Here is a 16,710-nt window from a genome sequence, read left to right as displayed (position 1 = left end):
CGAGATCGCCGGCTGCGGCCGGCGCCGGACGGCGCTCAGCCCCTCGTGTGCTCGCGCCAGGTGCGCTCGAACGGCAGCCGCCACGTGAAGGGCGCGATGAGCTGGTGGATCTGGTTCGGGCCCCACGTCCCCTGCGCGTACGGGTGCACCGGCGGCGGGTTGTCGAGGATCGGCTGGCTGATCTCCCAGAGCCGCTCGATGCCGGTCGCCGACGTGAAGAGGGTCCGGTCGCCGCGGGCCGCGTCGTAGATGAGCCGCTCGTACGCCTCGAGCACCGCGCCGGCCCAGCTCGTCTCCTGCATCGAGAACTGCATGGAGAGCTTGTCGAGCCGGAAGCCCGGGCCGGGCCGCTTGCCGTAGAAGGACAGGGACATCCGGGACCGGTCCGCGAGGTCGAAGGTCAGGTGGTCCGGCCCCTGGTCGCCGACGCCCGAGCCCTTCGGGAACATCGACTGCGGGGGCTCCTTGAAGGCGATGGAGATGATCCGCGCGCCCTCGGCCATCCGCTTGCCGGTGCGCAGGTAGAACGGCACCCCCGCCCAGCGCCAGTTGTCGACGTAGCACTTGAGCGCGACGAAGGTCTCGGTGTCGGAGTCCGCCGCCACCCCGGGCTCCTGGTGGTAGCCGGTGTACTGCCCGCGCACGACGTCGGACGGCATGATCGGCTGCATCGAGCGGAAGACCTTGTTCTTCTCGCGGCTGATGGCCAGCGGCTCCAGCGCCGTCGGCGGCTCCATCGCGGTGAAGGCGAGGATCTGGAAGAGGTGTGTGACGACCATGTCGCGGTAGGCGCCCGTCGCCTCGTAGAAGTCGGCGCGCTGGCTGAGGCCGAGCGTCTCGGGGACGTCGATCTGGATGTGGGAGATGTTGTTCCGGTGCCAGATCGGCTCGAAGAGGCCGTTGGCGAAGCGGAACGCGAGGATGTTCTGCGCCGGCTCCTTGCCGAGGAAGTGGTCGATCCGGAAGATCTGGTCCTCGTCGAACACCTCGTGCAGCTGGGCGTTGAGCGCGACGGCGCTCGCGTGGTCGTGGCCGAAGGGCTTCTCCATGACGACGCGGCTGCGCTCGACGAGCCGGGCGTCGGCGATGGTCTGCACGGCCGCGAGCGCCGCCTTGGGCGGGACCGCGAGGTAGTGCAGTCGCAGCTCGACCTCGCCGGGCAGCTGCTTCTCGGCCCGCCCGACGGCCTCGGCGAGCGCGTCGGGCCCGGCCGAGAGCGGGACGTAGTCGAGCCGCTGGACGAACTCGCGCCAGTCGGCCTCGTCGATGTCGCGGGTGCTGTGCTCGCGGATCGCGGTGTGGGCGAAGGCGCGGAACTCGTCCGGCGACTTGTCGTCGAGCGAGGTGCCGACGACACGCAGGTCGTCGAGCAGGCGCGACTGGAAGAGGTGCAGCAGCCCGGGGATGAGCTTGCGCTGCGCGAGGTCGCCGGTGGCGCCGAAGAGGATGACGGTCGTGGGCGCGGTCATGGTCCCACCCTGTCGCCCGAGGCGGCCCGACACCAGCGTTTGCGCATTTCCATTGGTGCGGAATATATTTCGTCAGGAGGGGAGTTCTCCCCATCGCAGCCGGCGGTGGCCGTCGGTAGCGTCCTGACCGGAGGCGGGTCCGCGCCGGCGCAGGGGCCCACGCGGCCTCGCCTCCCGGTCAGAGGTCACCGCCCCGGACCGACGGGCGCCGGCCCTCCTGCCGTCTCGTCAGCGGCCGCGCGGGGTCGCGAGCGCGATCTCCTCGGCGCTCGGGGTGCGCTGCTCGCGGGCCTCGGGCGGGAGGCAGTCGACGATCGCCGCCATGATCCTCTTCGTGTCGGCCGCGGGGGTGCCCCCCAGCCCCTCGACCGGCTCGCCGACCCGTACGCGGACCGTCGGCGGGTCGGTGAGCGCGAGCATCCGCGGGGTGGCCGAGCTGCGCGGCCACACCTTCTCGCTGCCCCAGATCCCGAAGGGGATGACGGGGGCGCCGGTCGCGGCGGCGAGCCGGGCGGCGCCGGTGCGCCCCTTGAGGACCGGGTCGTAGAACCGCTCGCCGCGCGGGATGGTGCCCTGGGGCAGGAGGCAGACGAGCTCGCCGGCCTCGAGCGCGACGGCCGCGGTCTCGAAGGACTCCTGCCCACCGCCGGCGCGGTCGACGGGGATGCCGCCGAGGGCGGTCGCGAGCGCCCCGACGACCGGGACGTCGAAGAGCTCCTTCTTCGCGAGGATGCGCCCCGTGCGGCCGGTGCGGCGCATCATCTGGATCATCGCGGGGATGTCGAAGTAGCTGCGGTGGTTGCCGACGAGGATGGCCGGCCCGGTGCGCGGGATGTTCTCGGTGCCGCCGACGTCGAAGCGCGCGTACGGCGTGAGCAGCGGGGGGCTCGCGAGGAACAGCAGCCGCTGGAGCTCGACCCCGAGGACCGGGATCTTGACGACTCCGGGCGAGACGTCGAAGTGCACGATGGGCCACCCCCGGGCGAGCGCGTAGACGGTGAGCCGCGGGTCGGGGTTGACCGCGGCCGGGGTGCCGACCGCCGAGAGCAGCGGCAGGTCGTAGATCGAGTCGGAGTAGGCGAAGGACTCGGCGAGGTCGATGCCCTCGCGCGCGGCCCACGCGCGCACCGCGTCGAGCTTGCCGCGCGACCAGACGAACGGCCCCTCGAGGTCGCCGCTGAAGCGCCCGTCCTCGGTCAGGGCGTACCGGGTCGCGACGACGTGGTCGACGCCGAGCCGGTCGGCGAGCGGGCGGACGAGGTGCTCCGGCGTCGTCGTCGCGAGGACGACGGGGCGGCCCGCGGCGCGGTGCTGCTCGATGAGCGCGAGCGCGAACGGGTGGATGACCGCGGAGATCGTCTCCGCCGCAGCGGTGGCCGCCGCGTCGAACGCGTCCCCGGCGCGGCCGCGCGCGACGAGCGTGGCCTGGCGGGCCAGGGCGATGCTCGGCAGGGTCTCGCCGATGAGGTCGAAGGCCTTGAAGAGCAGACCCTCACCGGGCAGGCGCCGGCTGACGACGCCGAGGTCGTACATCGCGCGCGAGAGCAGCGGCCCGGTGCCGCCCTGCAGGAGGGTGCGGTCGAGGTCGAAGATCGCCGCGCCAGCCATGGTCGCAGGCTACCGGGCGGCATCATGGGGGGATGGCGGACGGCGAGGGGCTCACGGCGTTCGTCCTCGGCGGGGGCGGCGTCCTCGGGGCCACGCAGGTCGGGATGGTCCGCGCGCTGGCCGACGCCGGTGTCGTGCCCGACCTCGTCCTCGGGACGAGCATCGGGGCGCTCAACGGGGCGTTCGTGGCCGCCGACCCGACGCCCGCCGGGGCGGGCCGGCTGGCCGAGGTCTGGGAGGCGGTCGTCCGCGAGGGGGTGTTCGTCGAGAACCCGGTGCGTCAGGCGGCGCGGGCGGCCCGGTCGCGCACCCACCTGCTGTCGAACGCGCCCTTGCGGCACGTCATCGACACCTACCTGCCGGTGTCGACGTTCGAGGAGCTGGCGGTGCCGTTCCAGTGCGTCGCGGCTCGCATCGAGGACGCGAGCGCCGCGTGGTTCGACGCCGGGCCGCTGACGTGGCCGGTCGTCGCGTCGTGCTCGGTGCCGGGACTCTTCCCGCCGGTCGTCATCGACGGGTGGTCGCACCTCGACGGCGGTCTCGTGCACTCGATCCCCGTGGGTCGGGCGCTGGCGCTCGGGGCGACCCGGGTGTTCGTCCTCCAGGTCGGGCGCGTCGAGCAGCCGCTGGCGCCGCCGCGCCGGCCGTGGGAGGTCGGGACGGTGGCGTTCGAGATCGCCCGCCGCCACCGGTACGTCCACGAGATGGCGTCGGTCCCGGCCGAGGTCGAGACCCACGTCCTGCCGAGCGGGGCCGAGTCGACCCCCAGCGTGTCGCTGCGCGCGGCCCGGTCCTCCCGGATGCGCGAGCGGGAGCGGCAGGCCTTCGAGGCGTCGGCGGCGTACCTGGCCGCGCTCTGACGGGGCACCCGCCGGAGGCCCTGTCCCGCAGCGGGACCTGGCCCTAGGCTCGCGGGCATGGGCGCTCGAGGCATCCCCCCGCCGCCACGGGCGGTCCGCCGCGTGCTGGCGCCGCTCTGGCCGCTCGTCGGCCTCGTCGTCACCGGGCTGATGGTGCCGGTCGTCGTGGCCGGGGCCCTGCACTCGCTCGTCGACCGGCGCGCGCGGCTGTTCCGCTGCGCCTGCCTCGCCGTCCTGCTCATGTGGGTCGACATCCGGATGCTCGTGCGCTGCTGGGTGCTCGGGGCGGAGCCCCACGACGACCGGGCCCCGGAGTGGCGCGAGGCGCACGAGCGGCTGCTGTCCGACGCGCTCGACTCCCTGATGTTCTACACGCGGCGCTGGCTGGGGCTCGAGGTCCGGCTGACCGACCGGATGCACTTCGGCACCGCGGGGCGTCCGCTCCTCGCCCTCGCGCGGCACGCGGGGCCGTTCGACTCGCTGGCCGTCGCCTGGCTGCTGGCCCGGACCGCCGGCCGGCTGCCGCGGATCGTCCTCGCCGAGGCGCTGCGGTGGGACCCCGGGGTCGACACGATCCTCACCCGCCTCGACTCGTTCTTCGTCCCGTCGGCCGGGGAGGACCGGCTGGCCGGTGTGCGCGGGATGGCCGGCACCCTCGGCGACGACGACGTCCTGCTCATCTTCCCCGAGGGCCAGAACTGGACCCCGTCACGCCGGGCGCACCTCATCGAGCGGCTGCGGCGGCGCGGCGAGCACCGCCGGGCCGCCCGCGCCGAGGCGCTGGTCAACGTGCTCCCGCCGAAGACGCGGGGGGCCTGGGCGGCGCGCGAGGCCCGTCCCGAGGCCGACGTCATGGTCGTGGCGCACGCGGGGTACGGGCAGCTCTCGAGCCCGCGGCTCATCTGGGACGCGATGCCGTTCCGCGACCGGCCCTTCCTCGTGCGGACGTGGACCTGGCGCAGCGAGGACGTGCCGTCCGACCCGGTCGCGTTCGCGGCGTGGCTGGACGCCCGGTGGGACGAGGTGGACGCGTGGGTGACGGCCCACACGGACCCCGGGGGCATCCCGGAGCGGCGTCCCGCGACGGGGTCCGCGACGGGGTCCGCGGCGTTGCCGGACGCGTCGCCGGACGACCCGAGCGGTTCGTCCGGAGGCACCGCCGGCGGAACCGTCGCGCCCTGACGGGCGTCGCACGGGCATGCAGCGCCTGTCCGGTCGCGTGGCCGCCGCCCTCGCCGTCGTCCTGCTCGTCGTCGCGGGGGCGGCGGCCCTACGGCTGCAGGTGGTGGGCGACGGGGGCGACGGCTCGGCCAACGGGTCGCGGACGGTGGGGTCGGTGGACGACCTCGCGGGGCGGTGGGTGGCGGTGAACACCACCGGGGCCCCGGCCCCCGTCGTCCCGCGGACCCTGTCGTTCTCCGTCGACGGGGATCGGCTCACGGTGCAGCCGGGGTGCAACTCCGGCGGGGGGCGCGTGGCGGTGGAGGAGTCTCGGCTGGCCGTCCCGGACGGGCTCGCCGTGACCGAGATGGCGTGCCTGGACGCCGACAGGATGGCGCAGGAGGCGTGGGCGCTCGAGATGCTGTCGTCCCGGCCGCGACTCGAGATCTCGGGCCCGTACCTCTACCTCTACTGGGGCGACGGAGAGCGCTGGTGGCTGGGGATGGAGCGGCAGCCCGCCGGCGCGTGAGCCCCCGACCACCCGACGCCCCCACCCTCCGACCGTCCCGACCCGAGCACCGGGGCGCAGGGACCGCGATCCTGAGAGCGGCCGGTCGAGGTGTGTCCTCCCAGCCTCCTGTCTCCCCGGAAGGTTTACCTTCCACCTCGCAACCATCAGCTTCCCGCCGCAAGGTCAACCTTCCGCGCGCAACCACATCCATGCTGCGCGGAAGGAAGACCTCGCCGGCGCAACCACATGGTTCCCGCGGAGAAGTAAACCTTCCCGGAGCAACCAGACACTTGCGGGGTGAAAGGGAAACGTTCCCTGTGCAACCAGATGCTTGCGGGTGGAAGGTAAACCTTCCGGGGCGCATGGAGGCTGGGAGTCATCCATACCGGGGCCCGCTCTCAGGATCGGCGGCGGTGGGCACGACGGGGCGGGGTCGGGGTCCGGCCTTCGACGGGTCAGGCGCCTCCGGCGCGCAGCCCCTGGATCCACTCTCGGGCCGCGGCGAAGTCGGCGTCGCTCGCGCGCGGCCCGACGGTCGCGGGCTGCCGGTCCGCCCGGGGGTAGGACCCGAGGAAGCGCACCTCGGCGCAGATCCGCTTCAGCCCCATGAGCGCCTCCCCGAGCCGCTCGTCGAGCACGTGACCCTCGACGTCGACGGAGAAGCAGTACGCCCCCATCGACTCCTTGGTCGGCCGCGACTCCAGCCGCGTCATGTTGATGCCCCGCGCCGCGAACTGCTCGAGCAGCTCCAGCAGCCCACCGGCGTGGTCCTCGCGCTGGTAGAGCACGACCGTCGTCTTGTCGGCCCCCGTCGGCGCCGGCATCGCGCCCGGCCGCGCGACGAGCACGAAGCGGGTGACCGCCGACTGCATGTCGCCGATGCCCTCGGCGAGCGTCGACAGCCCGTGCAGCGACGCCGCGGCCGGCGCACACACCGCCGCGTCGAACTGCGGCGAGCCGGCGCCCGCCTGGTCCACCGCACCGGCGCGCCCCTCGTGCACCGCCCCGAGTGTCTCGGCGGCCGACGCCGTCGACAGCGTCGGCACGTACACGGCCTCGGGCAGGTGCGTCGCCATCCAGCCGCGTACCTGGGCCCACGCGTGCGAGTGCGTCCCGACGGCGCGGACGTCGGCGAGCGACACCCCGCCGCGCGCCGCGAGGACGAACCGCACCGGCACGAGCACCTCGCCCGTCACGACGAGGGGGTCGCCGCTGGCCAGGGCGTCGAGCGTCGCCGACACACCTCCCTCGACGGAGTTCTCGATGGGCACCATCGCCCCGTCGACGTCGCCGGCCCGCAGCGCCGAGAGCGCCGCCCCGACCGACCCGAACGCGACGCGCTCCGCCCCGTCGCCGGCGGCCGGCCACGCGTCCAGCGCCATCGAGGTGAACGTCCCCTCGGGTCCGAGGTAGCCGAAGCGGGTGGTCATGGCTGCTCCTTGCCGGTGCGGGCGGCGGCGAGGGCCTGCTGCTCCTCGGGCGAGAGGGTCGCCTCGGACGCACCGCCGACGACCCCCTTCGCGTAGGTGCGCGACTCGCCGCGCGCGTGGATCGAGCTGATGACGAGGCCGTCGCCCCGGTCGTCGACGACGGCCGCGCTGAAGCTCAGCCGGCCGCCCATGTCGCCGAACGCGTCGTAGCGGACCACCGCGACGTGCCGCAGCGCCTGGGCGACCTCGGCCCGCAACGCGCTGACGTCGGTGTCGCCGGCCGGCCGGTGCGCCTCGAGGGCGTCGACCCGCCGGCGCAGCCCGGCCGTCCGCACGAGGAGGAGCACGACGAGCGCGACCGCGGCGAGGAGCAGCAGCGCGGGAACCGCGAGCAGCAGCGCCTCCGCCGGTCCGATGTCGAGCATGCCCTCAGGCTAGGGCCGGGGACGACGGCCGCGCCTCGACGTCCGGGTCCGCACCGGCGCCGGCGCCCGCCCCAGTTTCCCGGTCCCGCCGACGGGCGCTCCACCACAGCAGCGCCAGGCACGCCAGCCCACCGGCGACGTCGGCGTTCTGCAGCATCCGCCCCGGCCACTGCGGCCAGTCCCGCTGCGCGAGCCAGTCGATGCCCCACCACGGCAGGCGCAGCGTGAAGAAGACCGTGACGGCCGCCGCGGCCCACAGCCGGTGCCGCTCCTCCCACGGCCGGGCCCCGAGCAGCGCCAGCACGACGACGACGACCCAGTGGTAGTGGTGCACCCACGACACCGGCGACACGAGGCACGCGACGATGCCGACGACCGCGAGCTCGCCGACGGGGTCGCCGGCGCGGTACATCCGGGCGGCCAGCCGGAACCCCACCCACGCGATGCCGGCCACGACGACCAGCCAGATCACGGTGCCGGGCAGCCCCTCCGGGCCGAGGCGCAGCAGGAAGCCGCGCACCGACTGGTTGGCCGTCCCCGCGTTCGGCCCGAGCCGCGTGGGGTCGCGCAGCGCGAAGGTCCAGTACGTCCACGAGGTGCCGGGCAGGACGGCGGCCGCGAGCAGCGTCGCGACGGCGGCGGACGCGACGGCGGTCGCCGCCTCCTTCCAGCGCCGGGTCAGGAGGAAGTGGACGACGAAGACCCCCGGCGTCAGCTTGACCGCCATGGCCAGCCCGATGAGCGCGCCCTTGGGCAGCCAGCGCGCGAGGCGCGGTCGGGGCTCGACGAGGTCCATGACGCAGGCGAGGACGATGAAGGCGTTGACCTGCCCGAACCGGATGCCGTCGCCGACGGGGTGCAGCCAGAGCATCGGCGCCGTGAGGGCCGCGAGCGCCAGCGGCAGCCACGACCCGGAGCGGGCCAGCAGCGCCCGGCCGGCGTACCAGACGATGGCCGTCGTCGCGACGACCTGCATCGCCGTCCAGAGCCAGCCGACGACACCGAACGGGATGAGCGCCAACGGGATCCCGAGGAACGCCGCGAACGGCGGGTAGGTGAACGGCAGCAGCTGCGGCGCCTCTGTCATCGCCGAGTAGACCGGGCGCCCGGTGAGGATCGAGACCCCCGCCTGCCGGTACACGTCGACGTCGACCTGCCACTGGTCCAGCGGCCAGAAGACGAGGTAGCGCAGGGCCACCGGCGAGGCGGCGAGCGCCACGAGCACCACAGCGAGGATCCAGCGGTGCCGGGGCACGGCGGGGCGTCGGGCGGGCGGGGAGGTCACGACACCATTCTCACCACGGGTCGTTACCCTTGGGCCGCGTGACCCGCAGAGCCCTCGCCGTCGCCGTGGCCCTGGTGGCCGTCGTCGGCGGGCTCTTGTTCGCCGTCCCGGGGTCCTCGGCCACCGCCGCGCGCGAGCCCACGGGCGCCGTCGTCCTCGTCGGCACCGGCGGCCTGTCGTGGTCCGACGTCAACGCCCGCGACACCCCGACCCTCTGGTCGATGCTGCGCAGCGGCTCCGGCGCGACGCTGTCGGTCCGCTCCGTGTGGTCCAACACCTGCCCCGCCGACGGGTGGCTCGGGCTGTCCGCCGGCTCGCGGGCCGCCGTGCCGCGCACCGGCGACGCCGCCAACCCCGCCGACCGCGCCTGCCCCGGCCCGCCGACCGTGCAGGACGGACGCGTCACCGAGTGGCCGCAGTACGAGGCGGCCGCGGCGGAGCAGAAGTTCGACACCCGGCTGGGGCTGCTCGCCCAGCAGGTCGACGCCCAGAAGATGTGCGTCGCGACGGTCGGCCCGTACGCCGCGCTGGGCGGCGCGCTGCCCGACGGCCGCGTGACCCAGCAGATGGACTTCGCCCCGGACGACCTGCTCGTCGACCTCAACACCTGCCCCGTCACGCTCGTCGACGTCGGCACGGTCCGCGACCCCGACGACCTCGCACCCGGGGAGCGGGCCACCGGCTCGCGCGTCGAGCAGGTGCGCGCGGTCGACCGGCGCATCGGGCAGGTCCTCGACGCCGGCCCGAACGGCGCCGACTTCGTCGTCGCCAGCCTGTCGGACGCCGGCCTCTCCGAGCGGCTGCGGATGGTCCTCGCCCGTGGCCCGCACTTCGGCCCCGGCACGCTCGTCTCCGGCTCGACCCGGCAGGACGGCCTCGCCCAGGCCCCCGACCTCACCGCGACGGTGCTCGCCGGGGTCGGCCTGCCCGTCCCCGACTCCGTCGCCGGCTCGCCGCTGACGACCGACCCCGCGCCGGACGGCTCCGAGCGCCGCGCCACCGAGCGGCTCACCCACCTGCGGGACCTCGACGAGGCGAGCCACGACGTCCACGGCCTCGTCGAGCCGTTCTTCCAGGTCTTCGCGTACGGCCAGCTCGTCGTCTACCTGCTCGTGCTCCTCGTCTGGAAGGGCCGGATCGGCTCGGAGGCCACCCGGACGACCGTGCTGACGCGTGTGCGCGTGCTGTCGGTGGCCGCGGCCGCCGTCCCGGTCTCGACCTTCCTCGCCAACCTCGTGCCGTGGTGGCGCTTCCCCGTCGAGATGCTCGCGGTCGTCGCGGCGGTGCTGGCCTTCGTCGCCGTCATCGCCGGCGTCGCGCTCCGCGGGCCGTGGGGCAAGCGCCCCCTCGGGCCGATGGCCTTCGTCTCGGCGGTCACCGCGGTCGTCCTCGCCGCCGACGTCATGACCGGCTCCCGCCTCCAGCTGTCTTCTCTGATGGGCCTGCAGCCGGTCGTCGCCGGGCGCTTCTACGGGATGGGGAACCCGACGTTCGCCCTGTTCGGGACGGCGGCGATCCTCCTCGCGACGGCCGTCTCGTCGGTCCTCGTCCTGCGCGGGGCGCGGGTCGCCGCGGCGGTCGCCGTCGGGGGCATCGGGTTCGTCGCGCTCCTCGTCGACGCGGCGCCGTTCTGGGGCGCCGACCTCGGCGGCCCGCCGGCGCTCCTGCCCGCGGTCGTCTACCTCGTCCTGACGATCCTGGGCATCCGCCTCACGTGGAAGCGCTGGGGGTTGATCGTCGTCTCCGTCGTCGTCGTGTTCTTCGCGGCCGCCGGGGCCGACTGGCTGCGGCCGCCGGGCAGCCGGACGCACCTCGGCCGCTTCGTCCAGTCGATCATCGACGGCACGGCCGACGACATCGTCGTGCGCAAGGCCGAGCAGAACCTCGAGATCCTCCGCGAGAACGCGCCCCTGACGCTCCTCGTGCCGGCGGCCCTGCTCTTCGTCGCCTACGTCCTCGCGCGCCCGACGTCGTGGGGCTCGCGGTCGCTGCAGCGCTCGTTCGACGCGGCACCGACGTTCCGCCCCGGCCTCGTCGCGCTGTTCCTCGTGCTGGCGATCGGGTTCGCGGTCAACGACTCCGGCGTGGCCATCCCCGCGGTCGGGGCGACGCTCGCCGTCCCGCTCATCGTGTCGGTGTCGGTGGGGTACCTGCTCGAGGAGGCACGGACGACGGCGCCGACCCGCGCCGGCCGACGGCGACGCTGACCCCGACCGCCACGACCCACACGAGCAGCGCGAGCCACGGCGCAACCTCGCGCCGGAACCCGAGCGTCACCGACTCGACGCCGGGCGTCATCCCGAGGACCCGGCCAGGGACGTACGCGAGGCACATGAGCAGCAGCCGGGCGAGGGCGAGCCGGTCGACCCAGCCGGCGGCGAGCGCGGGCAGCGCGGCCCAGACGAGAAGGTCGTACCAGGGCAGCGAGTAGGGGGCGGCGAGCGAGTACGCCAGCGAGAGGACGGCCGTCCAGCGCAGGGCGGTGGCGGCGAGGCGCTGCGGCGCGAGGTCGGTGCTGCGGACGGCTCCACGCGTCGCGCGCCCCAGGAGGACCGCGAGCAGCACCGCCAGCACGGCGGCCCCGGCGCTGACGAGCGTCCGGGCGTCCGCGTTGCCGAGGGAGGAGCGCAGCGCCTCGAGGAGCGGGCGCCACGGCGTCGCGAGGGAGACGGCCTGCCGCGAGCGCAGCAGCTGGTCGTAGACGTGCGACCCGCCCCAGAGCTGGAGCAGCCCGGCCACGACGACGAAGCCGCCGACGAGCACGACGACGCGGCGCAGCGCCGACGCGACCCGCGCCGACCGGTCGCGCACCAGCCACAGGGCCGTCACGACGGCGAGCAGGCCGACCCCGTACGTCACCTTCGTCGAGGCCGCGAGCGCGAGCACCCCGCCGGCGCAGGCGAGCCCGGCCGGGCCGGGCAGCCGGACCAGCAGCGCGACGGCGACGACGAGCAGCGCCGCGGCCACGACGTCGACGTGCGCCCCGAGCATCCCGGCCCCGAGGACGAGCGGGTTGAGGGTCCACGCCGCGTCCACCCGGCCGTGCAGCCGCGCGGGGAGGGCCGACCTCAGCGCCCAGCGCGCGCCGAGCCAGGCGAGGACGACGAGCAGCTGCCAGACCCAGACCTCCTGCCGCAGCTGGGGTCCGCCGACGAGGGCCGACAGTCCGTGCAGCAGCGTGGCGAAGGGCCCGTAGACGCTCGGCTCCTCGGTCCAGGGCGCCTCGACCCGGCTCGTCACGGGGTCGGTGCCGTTCATCCAGTCACTCGGCGACTCGACCCACGGGTTGCCCCCGGTGGCGAGGATGCGCCCGTACGCGACATAGCTGACGTGGTCGGCGGAGCCGAAGGGCGCGGTGAGCAGCGCGGCGACGGCCAGCGCTCCCGGCACCCGCCATCCCCGCAGGGCCGGTGTGCCCGAGCGCAGCCCGAGCACGACCGCTGCGGCACCGACGAGGTACGCGGCCCACAGCACGCCGGTGACGAGGGCGGGCGAGAGGTCGAGCGGCAGCAGCGTGCCCGGTGCCCAGCCGCGCGGCGACAGGTCGGGCTGGGCGGCGTTCGGCCGGGCGAGGCCGACGACGAGCAGGAGCGCCACGGAGGCACCGAGGAGCAGCCGGCGCACCCCGTCGGTGCGCACCGGCCCGTCCGACGCGACGGTCGGGGGGTCGTGCCGGGCGGCGCTCAGCCCCGCTGCCACGGCCGCCAACCGCGCCGGACCAGGGCCAGCCACACGTCGCGGTACTGGCCGGCCCGGTGCAGCTGGCCGCGCCAGTCGCTGCCGCTCACCCGGTGCTGGAGCTCGCAGGGCACCTCGAGGACGCGCAGCCCAGCACGGAGCACGTCCACGGTCAGCGCCGTCTCGACCCCCCAGCCACGCGCGAGCGGCGACGCGGCCTCGTAGGCCCCCGGGGACAGGCAGCGCATCCCCGAGAGCGGCTGCACCGCACGGAAACCCGTGAGGTGCTCGATGCCTCGCCGGGCGAGGCCGACGACCAGCCCGCGCCCGCCACCGGCGGTGATCTGCGCGGGCAGCGTCGCGATCGTCATGTCCGCGCTGCCGTCGAGCACCGCGTCGGTGAGGACGCCGAGCGCGGACGCGGTCTCCTGGAGGTCGCCGTCGACGAAGAGCAGCGCGGCCGGCGCCTCGCCGGCCGCGGCCTCCAGCTCGCGGACCCGGGCCACACCGGTCCGCAGGGCCGCCGCCTTGCCCCGGTTCACGGGGTGGCGCACGACGTCGGCGCCGGCGGCCTCGGCCGCGGCGGTCGTGCCGTCGGAGCTGCCGTCGTCGACGACGACGACGCGGGTCACGACGTCGAGCGCGGACACCGCCGCGACGGTGGCCCCGATGCGGTCGGCCTCGTCCTTGCAGGGGACGACCGCCGCGACCCCGGCCATCAGCGGAGCGTGACCTGGCGGCTGAGCAGCCCCGAGCGGGCGCGCCGCTCCTCGGGCGTCAGGGGCGCGTCCGCGGCCAGCGCGGCCCGGTAGCGCTCACCGAACGCGGCGAGCTCGGACTCGTGGTCACCGGCCTCGAGCTCGGGGTCGAGGTCCCAGACAGGGACGAGCAGGCCGCCGGTCCGGAAGGCACCGAGGAGGCGGGTCCCCTCGCCGAGGCCGTCCTCACCGGCGGCGTGCAGGCGGGCGAGCGCGTCGGTGGCGACGTCCTCGTCCTCGGGCAGGACGAGCCGGACGTGCGCACGGTCCCCGATGCGCACCCAGTACGCCGACGGCAGCGAGGTCATGGCGACGGTCGGGACGACGGAGGAGTTGGCGCGCTCCAGCGACTCCTGCGCCTCGCCCTCGAGCTCCTGGCCCTCGACCCAGAAGTCAAAGCCCTCGTGGACGGTGACCTCGAAGGTCGTGTCCTCGGCGAGGACGTCCTGGAGGCGGGGGCTGTCGGCGGTGACCTGCGGGGTGCTCGTGACCGGGGTGCCCTGCTCGGCGGCGAGGCCGGCGAGCAGCTGCGCGGCGAGGTCGCGGGAGGCGTCTCCGCTCGCGTTGCCCGACTGCGTGCCGATGAGCACGGTGCCGTCGGTGCGGTGCAGCGCGGGCCAGGCCATCGGCAGGACCGTCGCGACGGTCACCTCCGACGGGGCGCCGTCGGGCACGTGCTCGGGGCGCACCCGGACGACCGCGGTGGCCGCCGGCAGGATCTCGCGCATCGCGACCCAGTCGGTCTCGCCGGGCAGGCCGGCGAAGGGCCGCGCCTCGAACGGGGCCGGCGCCGGGCGCGCGGCCTTCGGGGTGCGGTCGGAGCCGCGCTGACGTCGGGATGCCTTGCCCATGCGAGCACCCTAAGGGACGTCGCTCAGGTGGCGCGGCGGCGGCTGGGCCCGCCGAGCGTGGCCCACACGACGTTGCCCGTGCGGTCCTCGGTGACGCCCCACTCGTGGGCCATCGAGCGCACGATGCGCAGGCCGCGGCCCGAGGAGAGCCAGACCGTGCGCGGCGCCGGCTTGGGGACGGTGGCGCCGCCGCCGTCGGTCACCTCGACCTCGACGACGTCGCCGCGGATCTTCCACCGCACGCGGATCGTGCCGTCCGAGAGCGGACGGGCGTGGCGCACGGCGTTGGTCAGCAGCTCCGAGGTCACCATCTCGGCCTCGCCGACGAGGTCCTCGTCGAGGTCGCGCTCGGTGAGGTCGGTGACGATGGCGCGCCGGACGCGCCCGACCGACGAGGCGTCCGACGGGACGCGCACGGTGCAGATGATGCTGTCGGCGCCGGGCCCGGAGGACTCGACGACGCCGAGCACCTCCTCCTCGACGTCGGGAGTCAGGGGTGTGTTCTCCGAGGTCACGGGCGTCACGCTACAACCTGCTCCCGAACCGGGCGATGGCCGTGCCGGGGCGGTTGGTGATGACGACGTCGACCCCGAGCTCGCGGCACAGGTCCATGTCGGCCTCGTCGTCGACCGTCCACACGAACACGTCGTGGCCGTGCCGGCGGTACTTCTCGACCACCGACGGCTTCCTGCGCAGGAACACGATGTCGAGGCCGACGGTGCCGACCCCCTTGGGCAGCGTCCCGTCGGGCGGCAGCGGTCGGCCCGTCGCCGAGAGGAGGTGGACGAGGGGGGTCTGCGGCGAGAGCCGGTGCACCCGCGCGAGCGCGCGCGCGGAGAACGACATGACCCGCACGTGCGGTCGGCCGGGGCGGTCGCCCCGGTCGAGCTCGAAGAAGCGCAGCACCTGGACGAGGGTCTTCTCGACGTCGTCGCCGTGCCGGGTCGGGTGCTTGGTCTCGATGAGGGTCAGCACCTCGTCACCGGTGTCGACGAGGGTGTCGAGCAGGCGTCGCAGGGTCAGCAGGTGCCCGCGCTCGGGGTCGGACTCGGGGCGCTCGGACTCGCCGGGGCCGCTCTTCCAGGACGCCCAGTCGAGCTGCTCGAGCCGGGAGAGCTCGAGGGTCGAGACGACCCCGGACCCGTTCGACGTCCGCTCGACGCGCCGGTCGTGGACGCAGACCAGGTGGTGGTCGGCCGTGAGGCGCACGTCGCACTCGACCCCGTCGGCGCCGTGCGCGAACGCCTTGCGGTAGGCCCGGAGCGTGTGCTCGGCCTCCTCCTCGCTGGCGCCACGGTGGGCCACGACGAGGGGACGGGTGGTCGTCTGCTGCTCGACGGTCACGGGACACCATCATCCACGGTCACGGCCGTCCACGACGCCTCGGGGCCGAGGACGCGCCGTTCGGCCGACCCGCGGGTGGTGCGACCGGCCCGCGGTCACGCCACTCACACTCCCGGCCGCCCTACCGTTGGACCATCGTGAGCCTCCCGCCCTTCCAGCACCTCGTCGACGAGCACTGGCGCGACGTCGCCCGTCTCGCCCACGGCCTCGTCGGGCCGGTGCACGCCGACGACGTCGCGCAGCAGGCGTGGACCCGGGCGCTCGCCGCCTACCCCCGGCTCACCCACGCCCGCAACCTGCGCTCGTGGCTCCTCACCGTCACCCACCGCTGCGCGATGGACCACCACCGCGCCGCCCGGCGCACGACCCCGCACGAGGACCCGGCCGTCCTCGCCGAGGCCCCCGTCGTCGACCCGCCGACCCCGCCCGACGACGGGCTCTGGGCGCGGGTGGCCGCCCTGCCGCCCCGGCAGCGTGACGCCGTCGTCATGCGCTTCGTCGGCGACCTCGACCACCGCGCGGTCGCGGCCGCTCTCGGCACGTCGCCCGGGATGAGCAGGCGGCTGGTCAGCGACGCCGTCGCCGCCCTGCGCCTCGACCTCACCGACCCGGAGGACCTCCGATGACCGACCCCGCCACCACGCCCGCTGTCCTCACCGCCCTCACCTCCTTCGACCCGCCCCTGGCCGGACCGCCCCGCCTCGCGCCGACCGACGTCTCGTACGTCCTCGACGACACCGAGGTCGGGCGGATGCTCGTCGCGGTGCGCGACGACGGCCGGGTGCTCGCGACCGCCTTCGCCCCGGACGACGCGGCCGAGGAGCGCTGGCTCGCCCGCCTCGCCGCGTCCGTCAGCCCGCGGGTGCTTCGCCATCCCGCCCCGACGGACGCCGCGCGCCGGGCCCTGGGCGACTTCCTCGCCGGGCGCACGCGCCGGGTCGACGTCGAGCCCGACCTCGCCCTCGCGTCGCCCTTCCAGCGCGAGGTGCTGACCGGCCTGGCGGCGCGGGTCGGCTACGGCGAGCGGACGACGTACGCGGCCCTCGCCGCCGCGGTCGAGCACCCGGGCGCCGCGCGGGCGGTCGGCACCGCGCTCGGCGGCAACCCGCTGTGTGTCACGCTGCCCTGCCACCGGGTGCTGCCGGCGGCCGGCGGGGTCGGCGGGTACGCCGGCGGTCCCGCGGCCAAGGAGCACCTCCTCGCCCTCGAGGCCGCCCACGCCTCCCACCCCGCCCGCTCCTGACCCCGGCCCTTCCCGACTTCTTGCGAGTTGAGCCGCTCGACGCGCCGTCCAGCGGCGTGTCGAGCGGCGGAACTCGCCATCAGTCGG

16 protein-coding genes are annotated in these 16,710 nt (G+C 75.2%); 6 read left to right on the top strand and 10 right to left on the bottom strand.

Annotation, left to right across the window (positions count from 1 at the left end; all coding sequences use genetic code 11):
- Positions 1-35: 35 nt before the first annotated feature.
- Positions 36-1,469 carry a glucose-6-phosphate dehydrogenase gene (zwf, locus tag LG324_RS02295; RefSeq protein ID WP_404351480.1) on the bottom strand — a complete coding sequence of 478 codons (1,434 nt, stop codon included), beginning with the start codon at positions 1,467-1,469 and terminating at the stop codon, positions 36-38.
- A gap of 228 nt (positions 1,470-1,697) precedes the next feature.
- A complete protein-coding gene (locus tag LG324_RS02290; protein WP_404351478.1) occupies positions 1,698-3,077 on the bottom strand; it encodes an HAD-IB family hydrolase in 1,380 nt (459 codons plus the stop codon).
- Between the two features lie 32 nt (positions 3,078-3,109).
- Between LG324_RS02290 and LG324_RS02285 the strand changes: the two genes are divergently transcribed.
- The 3 genes from LG324_RS02285 to LG324_RS02275 are packed head-to-tail and all read left to right on the top strand — an operon-like array spanning position 3,110 to position 5,627.
- Positions 3,110-3,937, top strand: a complete 828-nt coding sequence (locus LG324_RS02285; RefSeq protein ID WP_207023915.1) for a patatin-like phospholipase family protein — start codon at positions 3,110-3,112, stop codon at positions 3,935-3,937.
- Between the two features lie 57 nt (positions 3,938-3,994).
- Complete coding sequence (locus LG324_RS02280) at positions 3,995-5,119, top strand: 1-acyl-sn-glycerol-3-phosphate acyltransferase (protein WP_404351475.1); 1,125 nt, start codon at positions 3,995-3,997, stop codon at positions 5,117-5,119.
- A 16-nt stretch (positions 5,120-5,135) separates the two neighbouring features.
- A complete protein-coding gene (locus LG324_RS02275) occupies positions 5,136-5,627 on the top strand; it encodes an META domain-containing protein (protein WP_404351474.1) in 492 nt (163 codons plus the stop codon).
- A gap of 437 nt (positions 5,628-6,064) precedes the next feature.
- Here LG324_RS02275 and pheA read toward each other — a convergent pair whose 3' ends face one another.
- The 3 genes from pheA to LG324_RS02260 are packed head-to-tail and all read right to left on the bottom strand — an operon-like array spanning position 6,065 to position 8,749.
- Positions 6,065-7,039, bottom strand: a complete 975-nt coding sequence (gene pheA, locus LG324_RS02270) for a prephenate dehydratase (protein WP_030527126.1) — start codon at positions 7,037-7,039, stop codon at positions 6,065-6,067.
- The gene (locus LG324_RS02265; RefSeq protein ID WP_030527127.1) at positions 7,036-7,464 is read right to left on the bottom strand and encodes a DUF4446 family protein; all 429 of its coding nucleotides are present in this window, start codon (positions 7,462-7,464) and stop codon (positions 7,036-7,038) included. The genes pheA and LG324_RS02265 overlap by 4 nt, the downstream gene beginning before the upstream one ends.
- 4 nt (positions 7,465-7,468) lie before the next feature.
- Positions 7,469-8,749, bottom strand: coding sequence for a glycosyltransferase 87 family protein (locus tag LG324_RS02260; protein WP_404351471.1), 1,281 nt, complete (start codon positions 8,747-8,749; stop codon positions 7,469-7,471).
- 38 nt (positions 8,750-8,787) lie between these two features.
- Here LG324_RS02260 and LG324_RS02255 point away from each other — a divergent pair, with 38 nt between their 5' ends.
- On the top strand, positions 8,788-10,956 hold the full coding sequence (locus LG324_RS02255) for a hypothetical protein (RefSeq protein WP_404351469.1): 2,169 nt from the start codon (positions 8,788-8,790) through the stop codon (positions 10,954-10,956).
- Here LG324_RS02255 and LG324_RS02250 read toward each other — a convergent pair.
- The 5 genes from LG324_RS02250 to LG324_RS02230 are packed head-to-tail and all read right to left on the bottom strand — an operon-like array spanning position 10,874 to position 15,380.
- A complete protein-coding gene (locus LG324_RS02250; protein ID WP_404351467.1) occupies positions 10,874-12,448 on the bottom strand; it encodes a hypothetical protein in 1,575 nt (524 codons plus the stop codon). The two genes, LG324_RS02255 and LG324_RS02250, sit on opposite strands and share 83 nt — an antisense overlap.
- Positions 12,433-13,146, bottom strand: a complete 714-nt coding sequence (locus LG324_RS02245; RefSeq protein ID WP_030527131.1) for a glycosyltransferase — start codon at positions 13,144-13,146, stop codon at positions 12,433-12,435. The genes LG324_RS02250 and LG324_RS02245 overlap by 16 nt, the downstream gene beginning before the upstream one ends.
- A complete protein-coding gene (locus LG324_RS02240; protein WP_030527132.1) occupies positions 13,146-14,036 on the bottom strand; it encodes a DUF5926 family protein in 891 nt (296 codons plus the stop codon). Before LG324_RS02240 ends, LG324_RS02245 begins: the two co-directional genes overlap by 1 nt.
- A gap of 23 nt (positions 14,037-14,059) precedes the next feature.
- A complete protein-coding gene (locus tag LG324_RS02235) occupies positions 14,060-14,551 on the bottom strand; it encodes an ATP-binding protein (RefSeq protein ID WP_342666150.1) in 492 nt (163 codons plus the stop codon).
- Between the two features lie 10 nt (positions 14,552-14,561).
- A complete protein-coding gene (locus LG324_RS02230) occupies positions 14,562-15,380 on the bottom strand; it encodes a glycerophosphodiester phosphodiesterase family protein (RefSeq protein ID WP_030527134.1) in 819 nt (272 codons plus the stop codon).
- Between the two features lie 137 nt (positions 15,381-15,517).
- Here LG324_RS02230 and LG324_RS02225 point away from each other — a divergent pair, with 137 nt between their 5' ends.
- Entirely contained in the window at positions 15,518-16,006 is a 489-nt protein-coding gene (locus tag LG324_RS02225; RefSeq protein ID WP_404351464.1) for an RNA polymerase sigma factor, read from the top strand.
- Entirely contained in the window at positions 16,003-16,623 is a 621-nt protein-coding gene (locus tag LG324_RS02220) for a methylated-DNA--[protein]-cysteine S-methyltransferase (protein WP_404351462.1), read from the top strand. The genes LG324_RS02225 and LG324_RS02220 overlap by 4 nt, the downstream gene beginning before the upstream one ends.
- Positions 16,624-16,710: the final 87 nt, after the last annotated feature.

Origin of the sequence: Phycicoccus jejuensis (genome assembly GCF_044797865.1) — a bacterium.
Taxonomy (GTDB): domain Bacteria; phylum Actinomycetota; class Actinomycetes; order Actinomycetales; family Dermatophilaceae; genus Phycicoccus; species Phycicoccus jejuensis.
Note: the sequence above shows the minus strand (reverse complement) of the source record. Positions and strands in the feature narration are given on the sequence as shown.